Genomic DNA, 16,987 nt, shown 5'->3' with positions numbered 1-16,987 from the left:
GTCCACCTCCGTCTTCCTCGGCTACACGAGCACGGAGTCGACGGGCGAGGCCATGTCGTGGGCCATGGACGGCTACATCAACGACTTCGGCATCGCGAACATGGCCAAGGCGCTGGCCGAACGGTCGAAGGGCGCGCAGCGCGCCCGCTACCTGGAGGAGCACGAGTACTTCAGGAACCGGGCGCTCAACTACGTGCACATGTTCGACCCCGCGGTCCGCTTCTTCCAGGGCAGGAGCGCCGACGGCTCGTTCCGGCTCAAGCCGGACGCGTACGACCCGCGCGACTGGGGCCACGACTACACCGAGACGAACGGCTGGAACATGGCCTTCCACGTGCCGCAGGACGGCCGCGGCCTGGCCAACCTGTACGGCGGCGCGGACAAGCTGGCCGGCAAGCTCGACGCGTTCTTCGACGACCAGGAGACCGCGCTGTTCCCCGGCTCGTACAACGGGATCATCCACGAGATGCGCGAGGCCCGCGACATCCGGATGGGCCAGTACGGGCACAGCAACCAGCCCTCGCACCACATCCCCTACATGTACGACTACGCGGGACAACCGTGGAAGACCCAGGCCAAGGTGCGCGAGGCGCTCTCGCGGCTGTACCTGGGCAGCGAGATCGGCCAGGGGTACCCGGGAGACGAGGACAACGGGGAGATGTCGGCCTGGCAGATCTTCGGCGCCCTCGGCTTCTACCCGCTGCAGATGGGCAGCCCCTACTACGCGATCGGCTCGCCGCTGTTCACGAAGGCGACCCTGCGCCTGGAGAACGGCAGGAAGCTGGTGATCAAGGCGCCGGGCAACAGCGCCCGCAACGTGTACGTCCAGGGGCTGAAGGTCAACGGCAAGCCGTACGGGAAGACGTACCTGCCGCATGACCTGATCGCCAAGGGCGGCGAACTGGTGTTCGAGATGGGGCCGAAGCCGTCGCGCTGGGGCACCGGGAAGGACGCCGCTCCGCCCTCGATCACCGGCGACGACCGGGTCCCGACGCCGCTGCACGACCTCACGGGCCCGGGGCGCGGCACGGCGTCGGCGCCCGGCGACGCGGACGTGAGCGCGCTGTTCGACGACGACTCGGCCACCGGGGCGACGCTGCCCGAGTGGGTGCGGTACTCCTTCGACGGCGAGCGCACGGCGCGCTACTACACGCTGACGTCCGGCTCGGGTGATCCCGTCCAGGATCCGTCCGGGTGGGTCCTGGAGGGCTCCAAGGACGGCAACGCGTGGAAGTCGATCGACAAGCGGGCGGGCGAGAGCTTCCGGTGGCGGTCGCAGACGCGTCCGTTCAAGATCACCAGTCCGAGCGCGTACCCCCATTACCGGCTCAGGTTCACCGACGGCAGGACGGTGTCGCTGGCGGAGGTGGAGCTGCTCGCTCACGAGCCGCCCGGCACATCGACGCTGGTCGTCGAGAGCTCCGGGGTCTTCGCCGCCCCCGGCGAGACCGTGAAGCTCTCCGCGACCGTGGGCAACCACGGCACCAGGCCCGCGAGCGGGCGGCTCACCGCCACCGGGCCGGAGGGCTGGACGGTCCGGCCCGCCTCCGCCCGCTTCGGGCCCCTCGCGCCGGGCGCGTCCCAGACCCTGACGTTCGAGGTGGCGGTGCCGGCGACGGCCGGTCCCGGCAGCCACGCGGTCAGGCTCGCCGCCACCTCCGGCCAGGGGTCGGCCGGGGAGCAGGTGGCGATCACGCTGATCGGCGACACCGTGGAGTTCACGCCCGGCACCCCGGCCGAGGAGCCCTGGCTCCTGGACGCGGGCGGGTCGAAGCTCGACGGCGAGGTGCACGACGGGCGTGCCCGTTTCACCGACGGCGACAGCCACGCCACCTACCGGTTCGAGCTGCCCGCCCAGGTCACGGGCGGGTCGCTGACCCTCGACATCGCCAACCACTACCTGGTGGAGGTCTCGACCGACCAGCGGACCTGGCGGACGGTGCTGCGGGAGGAGGGCGACGTGCGCGACCGGTCCAACCGGGCGGAGCACACGTTCGACCTGGCCGACCTGCGGGGCGACTCTCCGGGGTTCTACCTGCGCATCGGTGACAGCCGGCCGGACGACGGCTGGGGGTCCTGGCTGGCCAGGGTACGCCTGGAGTTGGACCGTACGCGGGCCTGACGGGTGAAGCGGCGGCCACCCGGCCGGGGTGGCCGCCGCGAGCAAGTGGAACGTTCACACGTACGCACCCAAGTCGATCAGCCCACGCTGCGCTCTTGACGATCACCGCCGCTCGCCCCAGAATGTGGGAAATCGATTTCACCTGCGGAGGTGATGGCAGATGAGGCTCGGCTCACGCGCCTGGGCGCCGACGGGGAGCGCGCTGCTCCTGCTCGTGGCCCTGGGAGGGACGGCCCCCCTGCCGGCGCAGGCGACCACGGCCAGGTCGCCCGCGGTCGTGGTCGGCAAGCTGACCGGCCCCGGCTCCCTCAGCGACACCCCCGGCACCTGGCAGGTGAAGGCCACCGACCTCGGCATCATGTGGGACAACGGCGGCGGGGAGGTGCTCGCCGCCTTCGGTGACACGTTCGGCGCCGACTGGGAGCCGCCGGGCGCCAACGGCGGCGACTGGCGCAGCCAGGTGCTGCTGCGCAGCACCGACCGTGACCTGTCCGACGGCATGACGTTCTCCAGCGCGGCCACCGACCGCCAGGGGCACGCCAAGGAACTCATCCCGAGCAGGAAGGTCGACGGCGACGAGATCACCGTCATCCCCACCGCCGGCGTGTCCGTGGGGTCGCGCCAGTACCTCGCCTACATGTCCGTACGCCACTGGGGACCTCCCGGGCAGTGGGACACCAACTACGCCGGGATCGCCTTCTCCGATGACAACGGGCAGACCTGGACGACCGAGGGCGGACCCCGGTGGGACAACCCCGGCGGCGCCGACCGTTTCCAGATGGCCGCGCTCGTCCGCAGGGACGGGTTCGTCTACCTGTACGGCACGCCGAACGGCCGCGCGGGAGCCGTGCACCTCGCGCGGGTCCCCGAGGATCAGGTGCTGTCCAAGGACGCCTACCGGTACTGGACGGGCACCGCCTGGCAGAGCGGGCCCGACACCGCCGCCGCGCCGGTCGTACCCGCCCCCGCAGGCGAATTGTCGGTCGCCTACAACGACTTCACCGGCAGGTGGCTGATGACCTACCTGCAGGGCAGCGACATCGTGCTGAGGTCCGCGCCCGAGCCCACGGGCCCGTGGAGCGCGCCCGCGGTCGTCGCCAGTTCGGCCGACTACCCCGGCCTGTACGGCGGCTTCATGCACCCGTGGTCGTCGGGACCCGACCTGTACCTCGCGCTGTCGCAGTGGACGCCGTACAACGTGTACCTGACGAGGATCACGCTCACCCCCGACGCCGGCATCACCAACCCCAACCGGGTCAGGGACCCCGGCTTCGAACGGCAGAGCGCGGGATCGCCGGCCGCGCCGTGGGCCTGCCACGGCAACTGCGGCATCGACCAGGCCACCTGGGGCTTCACCGGCGACCGCAACGGGTTCGCCCGCCACAACAGCGGCTGGCACGACCTGCACCAGGTGGTCGAGGTCGAACCGGACACCACCTACACCCTCACCGGATGGTTGCGGACGTCACCGAACAACGACAACGGCTTCTTCGGCGTACGGGTGCCGGGAGGAGCACCGGTCAAGGAGGTCAACTTCCGGGCGGTGAACGCGTGGACCCCGTTCACCGTCACCTTCGACAGCGGTTCGCGCACCTCGGTCGAGGTGTTCGCGGGCATCTGGACCGACAACGGCGACATGTGGCTGCAGGCCGACGAGTTCTCGCTGGTGGCCTCCTGACCGCCTCCTCAGCGGAAGGCGGGGGCGGTCGGCGGGCGGCCCATGAGGACGGCGCCCGCGGCGTCGTACATCGCCGGGTTCAGGAAGGCGTGCTCCTGCGGCACCAGCGCGTCGCCGAGCAGGGCGTGCAGGGAATGGTCGTGGTAGATCGCGGCTCGCCGCCGCGGATGAACGTCCACTCCCTGCCGTTCTCGACGTCCTCGGCGACAAGGCCGTACGAGCCGGTGCCCCGCATGCCGACGACGTCCCAGTCGCGCACGATCTCCAGGTGCTCGGGACGGACCAGCGCGCCGAGCGGCCTGCGGCGCGGGTGGATAGCGTGTGCGCCGTCAAACGTGTTGACAGGGTGGCTGGCGAAGCGAAAGATACGGTCATCCGTACGTCTTGTGGAGGGTGCATGAAGCTCATGGCCGCCGTGGTGCTGCTCCTGGGGGTCCTGGTCTCCCCAGCGCGGGCCGCCGACACGATCGAGGCCCACTACGCGGCAGCCGGGCCATGGGAGGTGGCCACCGCCGACGTCGCCGCCGACGTCGCCGCCGGCTATCGCATCCACTACCCGGCCGACCTGGGCGAAGGAGGCGTCGAACACCCCATCGTCACCTGGGGCAACGGCACGGACGCCGTGCCTACCCAGTATCCGGGAGTGCTCGACCAGCTCGCCTCCTGGGGGTTCGTGGTGATCGCCACGACGGACACGACGACGGGCACCGGCGCGGAGATGATCGACGCCGCGGAATACCTGGTGGCCAGGAACGGCGACTCCTCCAGCGTGTTCCACGGCAAGCTCGACGTCGGCAGGGTCGGCGCCGTCGGCCACTCGCAGGGCGCGGGCGGCTCCGTCAACACGGCCACCAAGTCGGGCGGCCTGATCTCGTCGGTCGTGCCGATAGCGCTGCCCGCCCCGATCTGGGTCGACCCGGACGACGCGTTCCACGTGGACCAGCTCGACTGCCCCGTGCTCTTCCTCAGCGGCACCCAGGACGGCATCATCTCCCCGCACTCGGCGATCCGCGCCTACTACCAGGCCGTCCCCGGCCCCGCCGCCAAGGCCATGCTCAAGGGGGCCGGGCACAACACGATCCAGGGCGACGGCGGCGGCTTCCTCGGCTACCTGACCGCCTGGCTGATGTACACCCTCCAGGGCGACACCTACGCCCGCGGCGCCTTCGCCGGCTCCACCCCGGAGATCGGCACCAACGCCTCCTGGAACAACGCCGCCCAGAAGAACCTCCCCTGAGCCTCAGCCGATCGCGAAGGCCGCGGCGGCGTTGCCCGTCAGCGCCGCCCGCGCCACCTCGCCGAGCCCCGCGGCCTCCAGCCGCGGCACGAACCTCTCCAGCAGGTACGTCAAACCGGGCCCGCCGCCGAGACTCGGCCAGTAGGACCTGCGGGCGAGGTCCATGCCGAACAACAACCGGTGCCCGAGCCCCCGCCCCGCGAGAGCCTCGACCAGCGCCACGACGTCGCTGTCCGGCCCGTACTTGACCCGGCCCGGCCGGTCGAAGGCGAGGTAGGCGCCCCGCTCCGCCAGCGAGACGAGATAGCCGGGGTCGGGGTTGTGGTCGATGTGCCCGAGCACCACCCGGTCGACGTCCAGCGCGTCCAGCAGCTCGTGCCCCATCGTGCCCTTGTCGCAGTGGGTGACGACCGGGGCGCCGGTGCGGCGCGCGGCCTGGGCGACGGCGCTGATCAGCCGGACGTGCGGCAGCCGGTGGTAGCCGGCGGCGAGCTTGATGGCGCCGGCCCGCGCGGGCGAGCGCCGCACGATCGGTCCGACCAGGCCGAGCTCGTCCATGCCCTCCTCGATCTCCGAGACCAGCAGACGGGCGATCTCGTCGGCGTCGTAGTGGTGCAGCCAGTGCGCGTCGCTGTAGTACGTGCTCTTGTGGAAGCCGGTCACGGCCACCACGTGCAGGCCGGTGCGCTCGGAGAGCGCCCGCATCAGCCGGGGGGCGCGGCCGAAGCCCAGCGGGGTCATCTCCACGACGGCGTCGAGCCCGTGCCGTCGCGCCGCCGTGACCTCCGCGACGGCGGCCTCCAGCGAGTCGAGCCGGTAGTCGGGCTCGTTGCGCACGGGCCAGCCGCCGGTCATGAACAGGTGCTCGTGGGAGTAGGTGACGCCGAGCTCCTCGACGTCGCCCAGCACGGTGCGGACCGTCACAGGATGGCTCCGTTCGCGCGCAGCCTGCCGCGCAGGACGTCCACGTCGACGTCCGCCGGTTCCGCCGCGCTCTCCACCGCGAGGGCGGCGGCCGTGCCCGCGGCCTCCCCCATGGCCATGCACTGCCCCATCGAGCGGGCGGAGGCGTGCGCGTCGTGGGTCGCGGACAGGGATCGCCCCGCCACGACCAGGCCGAGGGCCTCGGCGGCGGGCAGCAGGCAGCGGTAGGGGATGCCGTAGGTGCCGTGGTCGCGGACGTACTCCCAGCGGGTCCCCGCTCCCGCGTCGTGGTCCTCGATAGGGGCGCCGCAGCGGGCGATCGTGTCGGGATGGTCCCGCCCGGCCAGTACGTCCTCAGCGGTCAGGACATATCGGCCTTTGAGGCGTCGGGACTCCCGCACCCCGATCCGGATCGACGTGCCCAGCAGCACGGCGGAGCCGTACCCCGGGACCTTCTCCCGCAGGAAGCGCACGTACGCGTCCGCCTGCCGCCGCCCCTCACGCTCGGCCCGCGACAAGTCGAGCGGGTCGGTGGGATCCAGGCCGCTCACCCGCGTGAGGTTGGTGTGCACGATGCCGTCGTGCACCGTCCTGTGCACCGACCCGTCGCGCCGGGGCAGCCCGTAGGCGTCCCCCGCCTCCTCCATGAGAGCGCGCAGCTCGGCCGCCGAGGTCGCCGACAGGTCCACGCCGCCGAGCCGGAACGTCGTGGTCATCGGCTGCAGCCGCATGCCGGGCCGCTCGACCGCGGCCCCGGCCCGCCAGGCGACCTCCGCGTCCCCTGTGGCGTCGACCAGCACCGGCGCCCTGATCGCGAACCGCCCGGCGACGGTCTCCACCTCGTCGCCCGTCCCGCAGACCCGGGCGTGCAGGAGGACGGTGACGCCGGCGGTGAGCTCGTCCCACACCAGCTTGAGCGCCTCGGGCTCGTACGTGACCCCCGTCCCCGCCCCGTAGGTGTTGGGCCGCTCGAACGCCGACCCGGTGGCGAACAGCCGCTCGCACACCTCCCACCCGATGCCGCCGACCACCCTCGGGGACGTGGGCCCCGGCGCGTAGAAGCCGTAGAAGGTGTCGAGCACCGCCGCGCCGGTGCCGCCGAGGTATCCGGCGCTCTCCACCAGGAGGCAGCGGGCGCCGGACCTGGCGGCCGCCACCGCGGCGGCGCACCCCGCGCTGCCTCCTCCCGCGACGATCACGTCGCCTTCCCACAGCACGTTCACCGCAGCGTTCCTCTCATCGCAGATGCCAGCCGCCGTCGACGGGGATGACGGCTCCTGTCGTACGCCCTGCCGCGGGCGACAACAGCCAGAGCACGGCGGCGGCGATGTCCTCAGGGGTGCAGAGCCTGGCCCCCAGCGGCATGAGCTCGGGCAGCCTGGCCTGGATGGCGCGGTCGTTCTGCGCGCGGCGGCTCATGGGGGTGGCCACCAGGCCGGCGGAGACCAGGTTGATCCGCACCCCGCGCGGCGCCGTCTCGCGGGCGGCCGACCTGATCAGCGGGATGAGCGCCCCCTTGGACGAGGCGTAGGCGACGGTGTGGAAGTCGTCGTCGAGCGTGGTGCCCAGTGCCGAGCCGACCACCACGATCGACCCGCCCTCCTCCATCGCGGGGATGGCCGCGCGCAGCAGCCGGAACACCGACGTGTGGTTGACGCGGTGCACCTCGTCCCACGCCTCGTCGCCACACGCGGTGACGCCGCCGTCGCCCAGCGCCCTGCCGGACATGCCGACCGCGTGCACGACCCCGGTGATCTTCCCGTACGCCGAGGCCTGGGCGATGGCCTGCTCGGCCCCGCCCGGCCGGGTGATGTCCAGGTCGTTGTCGAGGTCGGCGCCGAAGACCTGGCCGCCCGCCGCCCGCACCGCCTCCACACAGGCCCGGCCGATGCCGCCGGCGGCCCCCGCCACCACGACGGTCATGCGCCCGGCTTCCTCAGCACCTGGCAGGCCCGGCGCGCGTGCTCCAGGTAGGCGGCCTCGAACAGCTCGTCGGAGCGCTCCCGGCCGACGAGCTTGGCGCTGGAGATCACCGGCGGCACCAGGCCGTCCTCCGCGAGCAGCTCCGCCGTACGGACCTTGATCTCGTTGACCACGGCGACCACCGCCAGCGTGCTGCCCGGCCCGACCGGCTCGGCCAGCCCCTCGACCCGGCACAACGCGTCGCCCACGGGCGTGCGCAGGTCGATCACCACGTCGGCGTGGTCGGCCAGCCGGGTGCCGCTCGGATGGCCAGGCTCGACCGCGTACGTCTCCCGCGACGACGTCACCGCGACGACGGGCACGCCCGCCTTGCGCAGCCCCATGGCCATCTCGATCGGGACCGCGTTGAGGCCGCTGACGCTGAACACGATCGCCGCGTCCGTCGGCCGCAGCTCGTAGTTGGCCAGGATCTGCTCGGCCAGCCCCTCGACCCGCTCGATGAACATCGCCTGCCGCATCCCGTTCGCCCCCGCGACCTGGGTGTAGAACGTCGTCGACAACTCCACGACGGGGTGGAAACCGGGGTAGGAGCCGTAACGGGGGAACAACTCCTCCACGCCCATGCGCGAGTGCCCGGTCCCGAACGTGTGCACCACTCCCCCGCCGCCGATCACCCGCGCCGCGATGCCGGCGGCGGCGGCGATCGGCTCCTCCTGCGTACGCTCGATCTCCCCGAGCAGCTCCATCGCCTGCCTGATCCACTTCACTGCGGCTCACCTCCATAGAGCGCCGCGCCGATCGCCCCGGCCCACGGGCCGAGCGCGGCGGGCGACACCGTCACGTCACCGATGAGCGGACGTCTCCGCTCGAACTCGTCGCGCATGGCGCTCAGCATGAGGTCGAGCGCCCCGGCCACTCCGCCTCCGACGACGATCGTCCCTATCCCGAGCAGCGCCGCCGCGTCGCCGAGCGCCACTCCCAGCGCCCGGCCGGCCCGGCTCATCGCCGCCGCGGCCTCCCGGTCGCCCGACCGTGCCGCCGCCGCGACGGCGGCGGCGGTGGCGAAGCCGTCGAGTCCCCGCACGATCGCCGGGGCCGCTGCGTACGTCTCGACGCAGCCCCGGTTGCCGCAGCAGCACGGCGGCCCTGAGGGGTCGGCCGTGATGTGGCCGACCTCGCCCAGGTTGTCGCGGGGCCCCGCGAGGATCTCGCCGCCCAGCGCCACCGCGCCGCCGACGCCCGTCCCGAGCACCGCGAACAGCACGTCCGACCTGCCTCGGGCGGCGCCCGTGCGGAGCTCGGCCAGCGCGAACGCGCGGGCGTCGTTGACCACGGCGACCGGCAGCCCGGTGCCGGCGCTCAGTTGCGGCCCGACGGGGAAATCCGTCCAGTCGCCCGGCGGGTTGGGCACGAACCGGGCGATCCCCGCGGCCCGGTCGACGTGGCCGGGCAGGCCGATCCCGATGCTCGTCACGCCCTCACGTACGAGCCCGCGCGCCAGCTCCACCACCGCGCCCGGCCCTGGCGGCGTCGGCGCGGAGCCCGAGCCGAGCACCTCGTGGTCCGCGCCGAGCATCGCCCACTTCACGGTGGTGCCCCCGACGTCGACCCCGAGCCGCGTCACCACGTGAGCGGTCCCGCTCCGGACACGGAGCCGGACGGGGTGATCAGTTCCACCGGGCCGGTGGCCGCGAGCCGCCCGTGCCCGTCCGGCGTGACGGTCAGCGCCCGGCTCTCGAACGACGCGCCGCCACCGACGTGAAGGCGGCCCGACCCGTCCGGTACGACGCCCAGCAGCCGCAGGTAGGCCAGTAGCGGCTGGGCGTGCGCGTGCAGGTTGGCCACCGGGTAGGCCTGCATGGCGACGCCGAGGTCGGCCAGGTCCCAGGTGCGGCCAGGGCGGGCCGCCTCGGGCGGCAGGTAGGCGTCGGGGCCGGACAGCGTGCCCTCCCACACCTCCGGGTAGGCCGCCGCGTGGGAGGCCAGCGACATCCGCCGCCACCACGACCAGCCCAGTTCGGGGGCGTGCTCGGCGGCGGCCCAGATGAGCGTCATGTTGATCGCGTACCAGACCGCGCCGTCCCCGGCCTTGCCGCCCGGCAGGGCGGGCCAGCGTACGCGGGCGCCCAGGGGCGATCCGGCGGCGGCCGTGGTCTCGATCGTGGTCAGCAGTTCGCGGGCCCGGTCCGGCGTGGCGGCCCCGCAGAGGATCGCCCACGGCTGGACCTCCAGCCACAGGTCGTCCTCCCCGACCACCACGCCCGGGCCGTAGGCGCGGCGGAACCAGCGTCCGGTCCACTCGCCGGCCACCAGGTCGCGCAGGGTCGCGCCCAGCTCGCGCGCCTCCTTGCCGGTCGCGTGGTCGCCGAGCCGCTCGGCCAGCGCCGCGTAGCGGGGCAGCACCCAGGCCGCCATCGCGGAGTTGAGCACCGACTCGCCGCGTTCGACCATGTCCTCGGCGGGTGCGCCGCTCCTGGAGATCGCCAGGTCGTTCCAGTCGGCGTTGAGGATGCGCACATGCCCGTGGTCGCCGCGCCCCACCACGTCGGCGAAGAAGCGGAACTGCCGTCGCAGGTGCTCCCCCAGCGGCACGGGCGGCGCGTCGTGCACCGGGTGGAAGGGCACGTCCGCGCCGAACGGGGCCACGTCCCCGGTCGCGGCCAGGTACTCGGCGGCCAGCCACAACGCCCACAGGTTCTGGTCGGACGGCCGGAACAGGTCGGTCCACGGTGACTTGTCCGGCCCCAGCGCGTACGGCAGGTCGCCGTCGGGGCTCGCCCAGGCGCAGGTGTTGCGCAGCACGGACAGGGCCAGGTCGGGCTCGGTGTACACGAGGGGCAGCGCGTGCTGGAGCGGGTCGCGCGCGGCCCCGTTGAACCCGTGCCGGAAGGAGTAGCACGAACCCTGGTCGAGGGTGTGGCCGCCGAGCACACCGTCGGCGCAGGCGCCGCCGGTCAGCAGCGCCGCGTGCCAGGGCACCTCGCGCTCGGCCTCGGGAGCCTGGCCCGCGTGTGCCCGGGGCAGCCGCGCGGCCAGCCCGGCGAGGCTCTCCTCGGTGCCGCCGATCTCCTGCGCGTCCTCGCCGAGCAGGCCGTAGCGCAGCTCGACGGTCCGCTCGCCGCCCGGTTCCAGGTCGAGGGGGATCGTGAGACGTCCCGCGCGGGTGCGTTCGCCGCCGAGCAGCTCCAGTTCGAGTCCGGGGTCGGGGACCGGCGCCGGGCCGCTGATCAGGCGGACGTCGGCCGGACGGGAGTGCCATTCCTCGGTCAGCGGCAGGCGTACCGGCTCGTCCGTCAGGTTGCGCACGCGCAGCCGGATCAGCACCCAGGGCTGCTCGCCCTCCGGGCAGAGCACGGTGCGCTCCAGCCGGACCCGCTCGTCCGCGACCCGCACCACCGCGAACGCCGGGCCGAACAGCCGCTCGGTCGTGGACCCGGCGGTCGACAGGCCGCCGGCCGTGGCGACGCCGGTCTCTCGGGTCAGCCAGCGCAGCCCGGTGTGCTCGTCGAACAGGTCGCAGCGCCCGTAGTTGTCGGCCACCAGCGTGATGCGCCGGTTGCCCAGGTGGACGACGTGCCGCCGGGTCGGCGGATCGAGGATCGGGTCCCACGACGCGCGCGGGTCGCGCTCCTGGTCCATCGTGTACGAGAACGCGGGCAGGCCGTGGACGAGCGTCCACTCGCCGAAGGCGGTCACTTCTTGACACCCCCGAGGGTCAGTCCGGCGACGTAGTAGCGCTGGAGGAAGAACATGAGGACGATCGGCGGCACCGCGGTGACGAGCGCGGCGGTGGTCATGAGCCGGATGTCGTAGCCGATCTCGGTCTGGAGCTGGGAGATCCCGACCGGCAGCGGCCACAGCGCCGGGTCGTTGGCGACGAGCATCGGCCAGAGCAGGTTGTCCCACTGCGTGAGGAACTGCAGCAGGAACAGCGTCAGCAGCGCGGGCCGCAGCAGCGGGACGGCGATGGTGGCGAAGATTCGGATCTCGCCCGCGCCGTCCACCCGCGCCGCGAGCAGCAACTCCTCGGGCAGGCCGAGGGCGAACTGCCGGACCAGGAACACGCCGAACGCGCTGATCATACTCGGCACGATCATGCCCTGGTAGGTGTCGATCCAGCCGAGCTGGTGCACGATCACGTACACGGGCACCATGACGACGGTGGGGGAGAGCGCCAGCGTGCCGACGACCAGCACGAACAGCACCTTCTTGCCGCGGAAGCGGAGCCGGGCGAGCGCGTAGCCGCTCGCGCCGGCGAAGAGCACGTCGAGCAGGCCGATGCCGAAGGACAGGATGAGGCTGTTGCGGAAGTAGACGGGGAAGTCGCCGCCGGCGAACATCTCGGCGATGTTGGCGAACAGGCTGAACTCCGCGCCGCCGCCCTCGGGCGCCGAGGCCACGACTGCCATGACGCCGACGGGCAGCAGCATGACCGCGACCACCAGGCAGAGCAGGACCCTAGTCATCGCCACCGCCGCGCAGGAAACGGAACTGCACGAGCGACAGCACGACCAGCACCGCGAGCAGCACCATGGCCATGGCCGAGGCGTAGCCCATGCGCTCGAAGCCGAAGGCGTTCGACCACATGTAGTACGGCAGCACCTCCGTGGCGCCCGCCGGTCCTCCGCCGGTCAGCAGGAACGCGGGGACGAACGCCTGCATCGACCCCACCACGGCGATGACCAGCACGAAGAGCAGGGTCCTGCGCAGCAGCGGGAGGGTGATCGAGAAGAAGGCGCGTACGGGCCCCGCGCCGTCCAGCGCGGCCGCCTCGTACACGCTGGGCGGCAGCCCCTGGAGCCCTGCCGTCAGGATGATCACGAAGAGCCCGAGGTGTTTCCAGGTGACCATGATCACCAGGGCCCAGAGCGCGATCCCGTCATCGGTCAGCCAGGACACCGGGCCGAACCCCGCGACGCCGAGCACGGCGTCGGCCGGGCCGCCGTCGGCGTAGATGATGCGCCAGACCACGGAGGTGGCCACCAGCGGCATCACCGCGGGGATCATCATCAGACCGCGCAGCACGCCGTTGAGGCGCCCCGGTCGCGCCAGCGGCACGGCGATCGCCAGGGCCAGCACGATCGACGGGATGACCGAGCCCGCCGTGTAGACGAGGGTGACCTGGGCGGAGTTCCAGAACCCCGGGTCCTCCGCCATCTTGCGGTAGTTGTCCAGGCCGACCCACTCCGGCATCCCGGCCAGGTCGTAGCGGGTGAAGCTCAGATAGGCCGCCGACAGGAACGGCAGCAGCCAGAACACGCCGAAGTAGATCGCCGCGGGCAGCGCCAGCAGCCCGCCCGCCCGGCCTTCCGCCCGTCTCTGTCCCTGGCCTGACAGCGTGGCCGGGCGGCCGATCCGCAGTTGGACGGCTGTCACAGCGCGAGCCGCATCGCCTGGTCGAAGTCCTGAGCCGCCTGCTCAGGGGTCTTCTTCCCGTGGGCCACGGCGTCGCCCGCGTCGGTGAGCGCCTTGGCCATCTCGGCCCACACGGGGGTCCGCGGGCCGAAGTCGGCGTCGGGGGCGGAGGCCGCCATGATCTCGATGGCCTTCTGGTCGGCGCCTTCGAGCTTCTCCCAGCCCGTGATCGGGGTGAGCGAGCCCGCGTCGCGCAGCTGCTCCGCCGCCACGTCGGGCCGCTGCAGGTAGTCGATGAAGTGCCAGGCCGTGTGGGGGATCTCGCTCTTCTCCGCCACCGCCCAGCCCCAGGTGTAGGCGGGCACCACCGCCGGACCGGCGTCGAAGCGCGGCATCGGCGCGATGTCGTAGACCTTGCCGAACTCCAGCTTCTTGTCGAGCGTCGGCAGCAGGTCCATCGCGAACAGGCCGGAGACGATCATCGCCGCCTCTCCACTGGCGAACAAACCGAACGCGGACAGCGGGTTGGACAGCTTGGCGTTCCCCAGGCCGGCGTAGAACCGCAGCGCTTCCACCCCCGCCTCGGTGGCCATCGTGGCCCTGCTGCCGTCGGGGCTGAGAATCGTGCCGCCCTTCCCCTTGACCAGGGCCAGCAGTTGCATGACCGTCCACTGCGGGTTGCCGAGGATCCACTGCAGGCCGACCTTCTTCCCGTCGGCCGAGGTCAGCCGCTTGCTGTAGTCGGCGACCTCCTCCCACGTCGTGGGCGGCTTGTCGGGGTCGAGCCCGGCCTCGGCGAACCGGTCGCGGCGGTAGTAGAGGTGGCAGAGGGTGTAGTCGGTCGGTACGCCGTACACCTTGCCCTCGTAGGTGAGCGAGTCGACGGCCGTCTTGTCGAAGCCGCTGCTGAGCGACTGGTCCGCGGGCGCCAGGCGGCCCTTGCGGGCGTGGCCGGGGATGGTCCAGCCGCCGACCCTGAACACGTCGGGCGGGGAGCCGCCCGTGAAGGCCGTGAGCAGCTTGGTGTCGAGCTGGGCCACCGGGATGAAGAGCGGCTTCACGCCGACCTCGGGGAACTCCCGCGTGTACTTCTCGACCAGCGGGGTGAAGACCGCGTCGTAGGCCCGCGTCTGGTGCAGCCAGACCGACAGGTCGCCGCGCGGCACACCGTCGGCGGGGGCCTGGGGCTTGTCCTCCCGGCCGCCGCACGCGGCCAGCACGGGCGCGAGCGCGGCGGCGGCGAGCAGGCTCCGCCTGGACACACGGTTCATGTCGGCCCCTGACCCATCAGGGCGTTCTTCGCGTCGTTGAGCTCGACGGAGAACACCGTGAGGTCGCCCCTGGCGTGGCGGATCGTGTATTCGAGCGGCAGCCCGCCTTCGGTGACCGTCGAGCGTGCGGTGGCCAGCAGGGCGGCGGCCATGGGCACGTGCAGCAGCCCGGCCAGGCGGTAGTCGGCGTTGACCGCACCGATCGTCTCCTTGCCGGAGGCCGGGCTCAGGCCGTACTTCAGCCGCAGCAGGCCGTAGAGCGAGCCGGTCAGGTCCTGGGCGAGGATGCCGGGCACCAGCTCGGCGGGCAGATGGGCGCTCTCGATCATGCAGGGCTCGTCGTCGAGCATCCTGATGCGTTCGATGAAGACGATCCCCGCGCCGGCCTCCAGGCCGAGGGCGGGGGCGAGGTCGGCGGCGCACGGCTGCATGCGCGCCTCCAGCACCCGCGTGGTCGGCTTGCGGCCCAGCCGCGCCATCGTCTCGGTGAAGCCGGCCGGCCGTGAGCCCAGCTCGGAGGTGACGCCGGCCGGGGCGGTGTAGGTGCCGCTGCCCTGCCGGGCCACCAGCAGCCCCTCCTGCACCAGATCGCCGATCGCCCGCCGCGCGGTGGCCCGGCTGACCCCCGCGAAGGCCATGAGGTCCTTCTCGGCCGGGATCGGGGTGTCGGGCTCGCACTCGCTGATCACCGCGCGCAGGCGCTCGCGCAGCTGGTAGTAGAGCGGCACGGCGGCGCCGGGTTCCAGAGCCAGCCGCCGCGCCCAGTCGATGTCGGTCATCCGGTGCCTCACACCCACGAAGTTGTACGGACGACCGTATCTTTTCGGCCGGCGTGCACGCCTGTCAATGGGCACGCTTCCAAGTTCGTTGAATGATCGATCAGGCCGGCCGCTGCACGGCGTCCGACGTAGCCGCCGGCATTCGGGTCGAAGCCCTCACCGGCCGAGGAGGCCCGGTTGTCGGTGGCGGAGTGCGGCCGTCCACGCTCTGCGCGGAGTAGGCGAGCGTGACCACCGGCTCGCGGTAGGCCCGCGCCGTCGCCAGCCCGGTGAAGGGCGGACCGTCAGCCGGGCGGAGGTGCCGAGGCTTCCAGGCGGGCGCGAATCTCGTCCCTGACGGGCAGGGCCAGCGCGTCGCGGTGGGCCTGGTCCAGCAGTTCCCCGATGTGCACCCGGGCGCCCGACTCCGCCGATCGCACCGCCGCCTCCACCATGGCCAGGGACCGGATGTTGCGGGCGATCGCCCCTGACGACTCCGCGCCCGTACGCAGGGCCGCGACGAACTCCGCGAGCGCCCCCGCGATCTCCTCGTGGGTGCCCGGGGGCACGTCCGACGGGCCGCCGGTACTGGAGGTGACGCGGTGCTCGCCGTCCCAGGTGACGCTGCCTCCGGGGCCGGTGGCCCGCCACTGGCCGTTCCAGGGGGTCTCCAGCCCCTCCGCGCACCAGGAGGCGGTGTAGACGTAGCGGGTGCCGCCGTCGAACAGGAACGTCGCGGTCGCGGAGGCGTCGCCGTGGTACCAGCTCCAGGCGGGGTTCCAGGTCTCGCACATGACCGAGATGGGCTCCGCGCCGAGGAGGTGACGGGCCGCGTCGAAGGGGTGGATGGCCATGTCCACGAGCAGCGGCTGTTCCATCACGTCGCGGAAGCCGCCGAAGCGCTCGCCGCGGAAGAAGCCGGTCGTGAGCAGGCCGGGCGTGCCGAGTTCGGCGATGCGCCGGCGGTATTCCTCCAGGGCGGCGTAGTAGCGGCGCGACTGGCTGACCATCAGCAGCCGGCCGGTCGCCTCGGCGGCGGCGACCTGGACGACCGCCTCGGCCAGGGTCGGCGCGGCGGGTTTCTCGCACAGGACGGGGATCCCGGCGAAGAGGGCCTCGATGTTCACGTCGCTGTGGGCGGCCGGGACGGTGACGTTCACGACGGCGTCCGGCGCGGTGTCGGCGAGCAGGTCGCCGAGCGAGACGCCGACCTTGGCGTCGTCGGCCCCGGCGGCGCGTACGGCGGCCCGCGCCCGCTCGACGTCGAGGTCGGCCACCCCGACGAGGTCGACGTCCTCGGACGCGGTCAGGGTGCGCAGCCAGACCCGGCCCATCGCGCCCGCCCCGACCTGGACCACGCGCAGGGGCCGCGCAGGGCTCGTGGCGGCGCTCACTTCGCGCCCCGGTGGCCGGGGCCCGCGCCGAAGGCGCCCTCCTCGGAGCGGTGCAGGACCGGTGGTTCGCGTCGTGGGGGGTCGGCGGCCGCCCACTCGGTTCCGTTGGCGATGACGTGCAGCACGTCCGGGTGGTGGTAGACGGGGTAGTCCTGGTCGCCGGGGCTGAAGTAGAAGATCCTGCCGTTGCCGCGGCGGAAGGTGCAGCCGCTGCGGAACACCTCGCCGCCGGTGAACGAGCTGATGAAGATCAGCTCGTCGGGGGCCGGGATGTCGAACTGCTCGCCGTACATCTCCTGGGCGGGGATGTCGATGGGGTGGGGGA

General features: G+C 72.6%; 16 protein-coding genes. 3 read left to right on the top strand and 13 right to left on the bottom strand.

Annotation, left to right across the window (positions count from 1 at the left end):
- Both GUY59_RS40970 and GUY59_RS40965 read left to right on the top strand, forming a co-directional pair.
- Positions 1-2,122, top strand: a 2,122-nt coding sequence (locus tag GUY59_RS40970) for a GH92 family glycosyl hydrolase (RefSeq protein WP_201761948.1), incomplete at its 5' end; no start/stop codon positions are given.
- A 160-nt stretch (positions 2,123-2,282) separates the two neighbouring features.
- Positions 2,283-3,800 carry a DUF4185 domain-containing protein gene (locus tag GUY59_RS40965; protein WP_138206435.1) on the top strand — a complete coding sequence of 506 codons (1,518 nt, stop codon included), beginning with the start codon at positions 2,283-2,285 and terminating at the stop codon, positions 3,798-3,800.
- An 8-nt stretch (positions 3,801-3,808) separates the two neighbouring features.
- On the opposite strand, the gene GUY59_RS47985 is transcribed toward GUY59_RS40965, so the two are convergent.
- Positions 3,809-3,979 (bottom strand): hypothetical protein, encoded by a 171-nt coding sequence (locus GUY59_RS47985; protein WP_201761947.1) that lies wholly within the window; start codon positions 3,977-3,979, stop codon positions 3,809-3,811.
- Between the two features lie 218 nt (positions 3,980-4,197).
- On the opposite strand from GUY59_RS47985, the gene GUY59_RS40955 reads away from it, so the two are divergent.
- Positions 4,198-5,037: an alpha/beta hydrolase family protein gene (locus GUY59_RS40955; protein WP_138206433.1), complete on the top strand. Its 840-nt coding sequence runs from the start codon at positions 4,198-4,200 to the stop codon at positions 5,035-5,037.
- Positions 5,038-5,040: 3 nt separating this feature from the next.
- Here GUY59_RS40955 and GUY59_RS40950 read toward each other — a convergent pair whose 3' ends face one another.
- From GUY59_RS40950 to GUY59_RS40895, 12 genes are all read right to left on the bottom strand, one after another.
- The gene (locus GUY59_RS40950) at positions 5,041-5,961 is read right to left on the bottom strand and encodes a phosphotriesterase family protein (RefSeq protein ID WP_138206431.1); all 921 of its coding nucleotides are present in this window, start codon (positions 5,959-5,961) and stop codon (positions 5,041-5,043) included.
- The gene (locus tag GUY59_RS40945; protein ID WP_138206429.1) at positions 5,958-7,184 is read right to left on the bottom strand and encodes an FAD-dependent oxidoreductase; all 1,227 of its coding nucleotides are present in this window, start codon (positions 7,182-7,184) and stop codon (positions 5,958-5,960) included. The genes GUY59_RS40950 and GUY59_RS40945 overlap by 4 nt, the downstream gene beginning before the upstream one ends.
- A gap of 13 nt (positions 7,185-7,197) precedes the next feature.
- Complete coding sequence (locus GUY59_RS40940; protein ID WP_138206427.1) at positions 7,198-7,884, bottom strand: SDR family oxidoreductase; 687 nt, start codon at positions 7,882-7,884, stop codon at positions 7,198-7,200.
- Positions 7,881-8,651, bottom strand: a complete 771-nt coding sequence (locus tag GUY59_RS40935; protein ID WP_201761946.1) for a sugar isomerase domain-containing protein — start codon at positions 8,649-8,651, stop codon at positions 7,881-7,883. Before GUY59_RS40935 ends, GUY59_RS40940 begins: the two co-directional genes overlap by 4 nt.
- Positions 8,648-9,511, bottom strand: coding sequence for an ROK family protein (locus GUY59_RS40930; protein WP_132338327.1), 864 nt, complete (start codon positions 9,509-9,511; stop codon positions 8,648-8,650). The genes GUY59_RS40935 and GUY59_RS40930 overlap by 4 nt, the downstream gene beginning before the upstream one ends.
- The gene (locus GUY59_RS40925; RefSeq protein WP_138206425.1) at positions 9,505-11,580 is read right to left on the bottom strand and encodes a GH36-type glycosyl hydrolase domain-containing protein; all 2,076 of its coding nucleotides are present in this window, start codon (positions 11,578-11,580) and stop codon (positions 9,505-9,507) included. The genes GUY59_RS40930 and GUY59_RS40925 overlap by 7 nt, the downstream gene beginning before the upstream one ends.
- On the bottom strand, positions 11,577-12,350 hold the full coding sequence (locus GUY59_RS40920; protein WP_138206423.1) for a carbohydrate ABC transporter permease: 774 nt from the start codon (positions 12,348-12,350) through the stop codon (positions 11,577-11,579). Before GUY59_RS40920 ends, GUY59_RS40925 begins: the two co-directional genes overlap by 4 nt.
- A complete protein-coding gene (locus GUY59_RS40915; RefSeq protein ID WP_138206421.1) occupies positions 12,343-13,260 on the bottom strand; it encodes a carbohydrate ABC transporter permease in 918 nt (305 codons plus the stop codon). The genes GUY59_RS40920 and GUY59_RS40915 overlap by 8 nt, the downstream gene beginning before the upstream one ends.
- Entirely contained in the window at positions 13,257-14,510 is a 1,254-nt protein-coding gene (locus tag GUY59_RS40910; protein WP_138206419.1) for an ABC transporter substrate-binding protein, read from the bottom strand. The genes GUY59_RS40915 and GUY59_RS40910 overlap by 4 nt, the downstream gene beginning before the upstream one ends.
- Entirely contained in the window at positions 14,507-15,289 is a 783-nt protein-coding gene (locus GUY59_RS40905; protein ID WP_138206417.1) for a GntR family transcriptional regulator, read from the bottom strand. The genes GUY59_RS40910 and GUY59_RS40905 overlap by 4 nt, the downstream gene beginning before the upstream one ends.
- A gap of 284 nt (positions 15,290-15,573) precedes the next feature.
- Positions 15,574-16,662, bottom strand: coding sequence for a Gfo/Idh/MocA family protein (locus GUY59_RS40900; protein ID WP_138206415.1), 1,089 nt, complete (start codon positions 16,660-16,662; stop codon positions 15,574-15,576).
- On the bottom strand, positions 16,659-16,987 hold a 329-nt coding region (locus GUY59_RS40895; RefSeq protein ID WP_201761945.1), incomplete at its 5' end, for a ThuA domain-containing protein. The genes GUY59_RS40900 and GUY59_RS40895, both read right to left, overlap by 4 nt.

It is taken from the genome of Nonomuraea sp. K271, from assembly GCF_009908215.1.
GTDB lineage: Bacteria > Actinomycetota > Actinomycetes > Streptosporangiales > Streptosporangiaceae > Nonomuraea > Nonomuraea longispora.
Note: the sequence above shows the minus strand (reverse complement) of the source record. Positions and strands in the feature narration are given on the sequence as shown.

What these genes read in the sequence shown, in the direction of transcription:
- GUY59_RS40965 (WP_138206435.1), top strand. Translation starts at nt 2,283, where the DNA reads ATGAGGCTCGGCTCACGCGCCTGGGCGCCGACGGGGAGCGCGCTGCTC.
- GUY59_RS40955 (WP_138206433.1), top strand. Translation starts at nt 4,198, where the DNA reads ATGAAGCTCATGGCCGCCGTGGTGCTGCTCCTGGGGGTCCTGGTCTCC.
- GUY59_RS40940 (WP_138206427.1), bottom strand. Translation starts at nt 7,884, where the DNA reads ATGACCGTCGTGGTGGCGGGGGCCGCCGGCGGCATCGGCCGGGCCTGT.
- GUY59_RS40920 (WP_138206423.1), bottom strand. Translation starts at nt 12,350, where the DNA reads ATGACTAGGGTCCTGCTCTGCCTGGTGGTCGCGGTCATGCTGCTGCCC.
- GUY59_RS40910 (WP_138206419.1), bottom strand. Translation starts at nt 14,510, where the DNA reads ATGAACCGTGTGTCCAGGCGGAGCCTGCTCGCCGCCGCCGCGCTCGCG.
- GUY59_RS40905 (WP_138206417.1), bottom strand. Translation starts at nt 15,289, where the DNA reads ATGACCGACATCGACTGGGCGCGGCGGCTGGCTCTGGAACCCGGCGCC.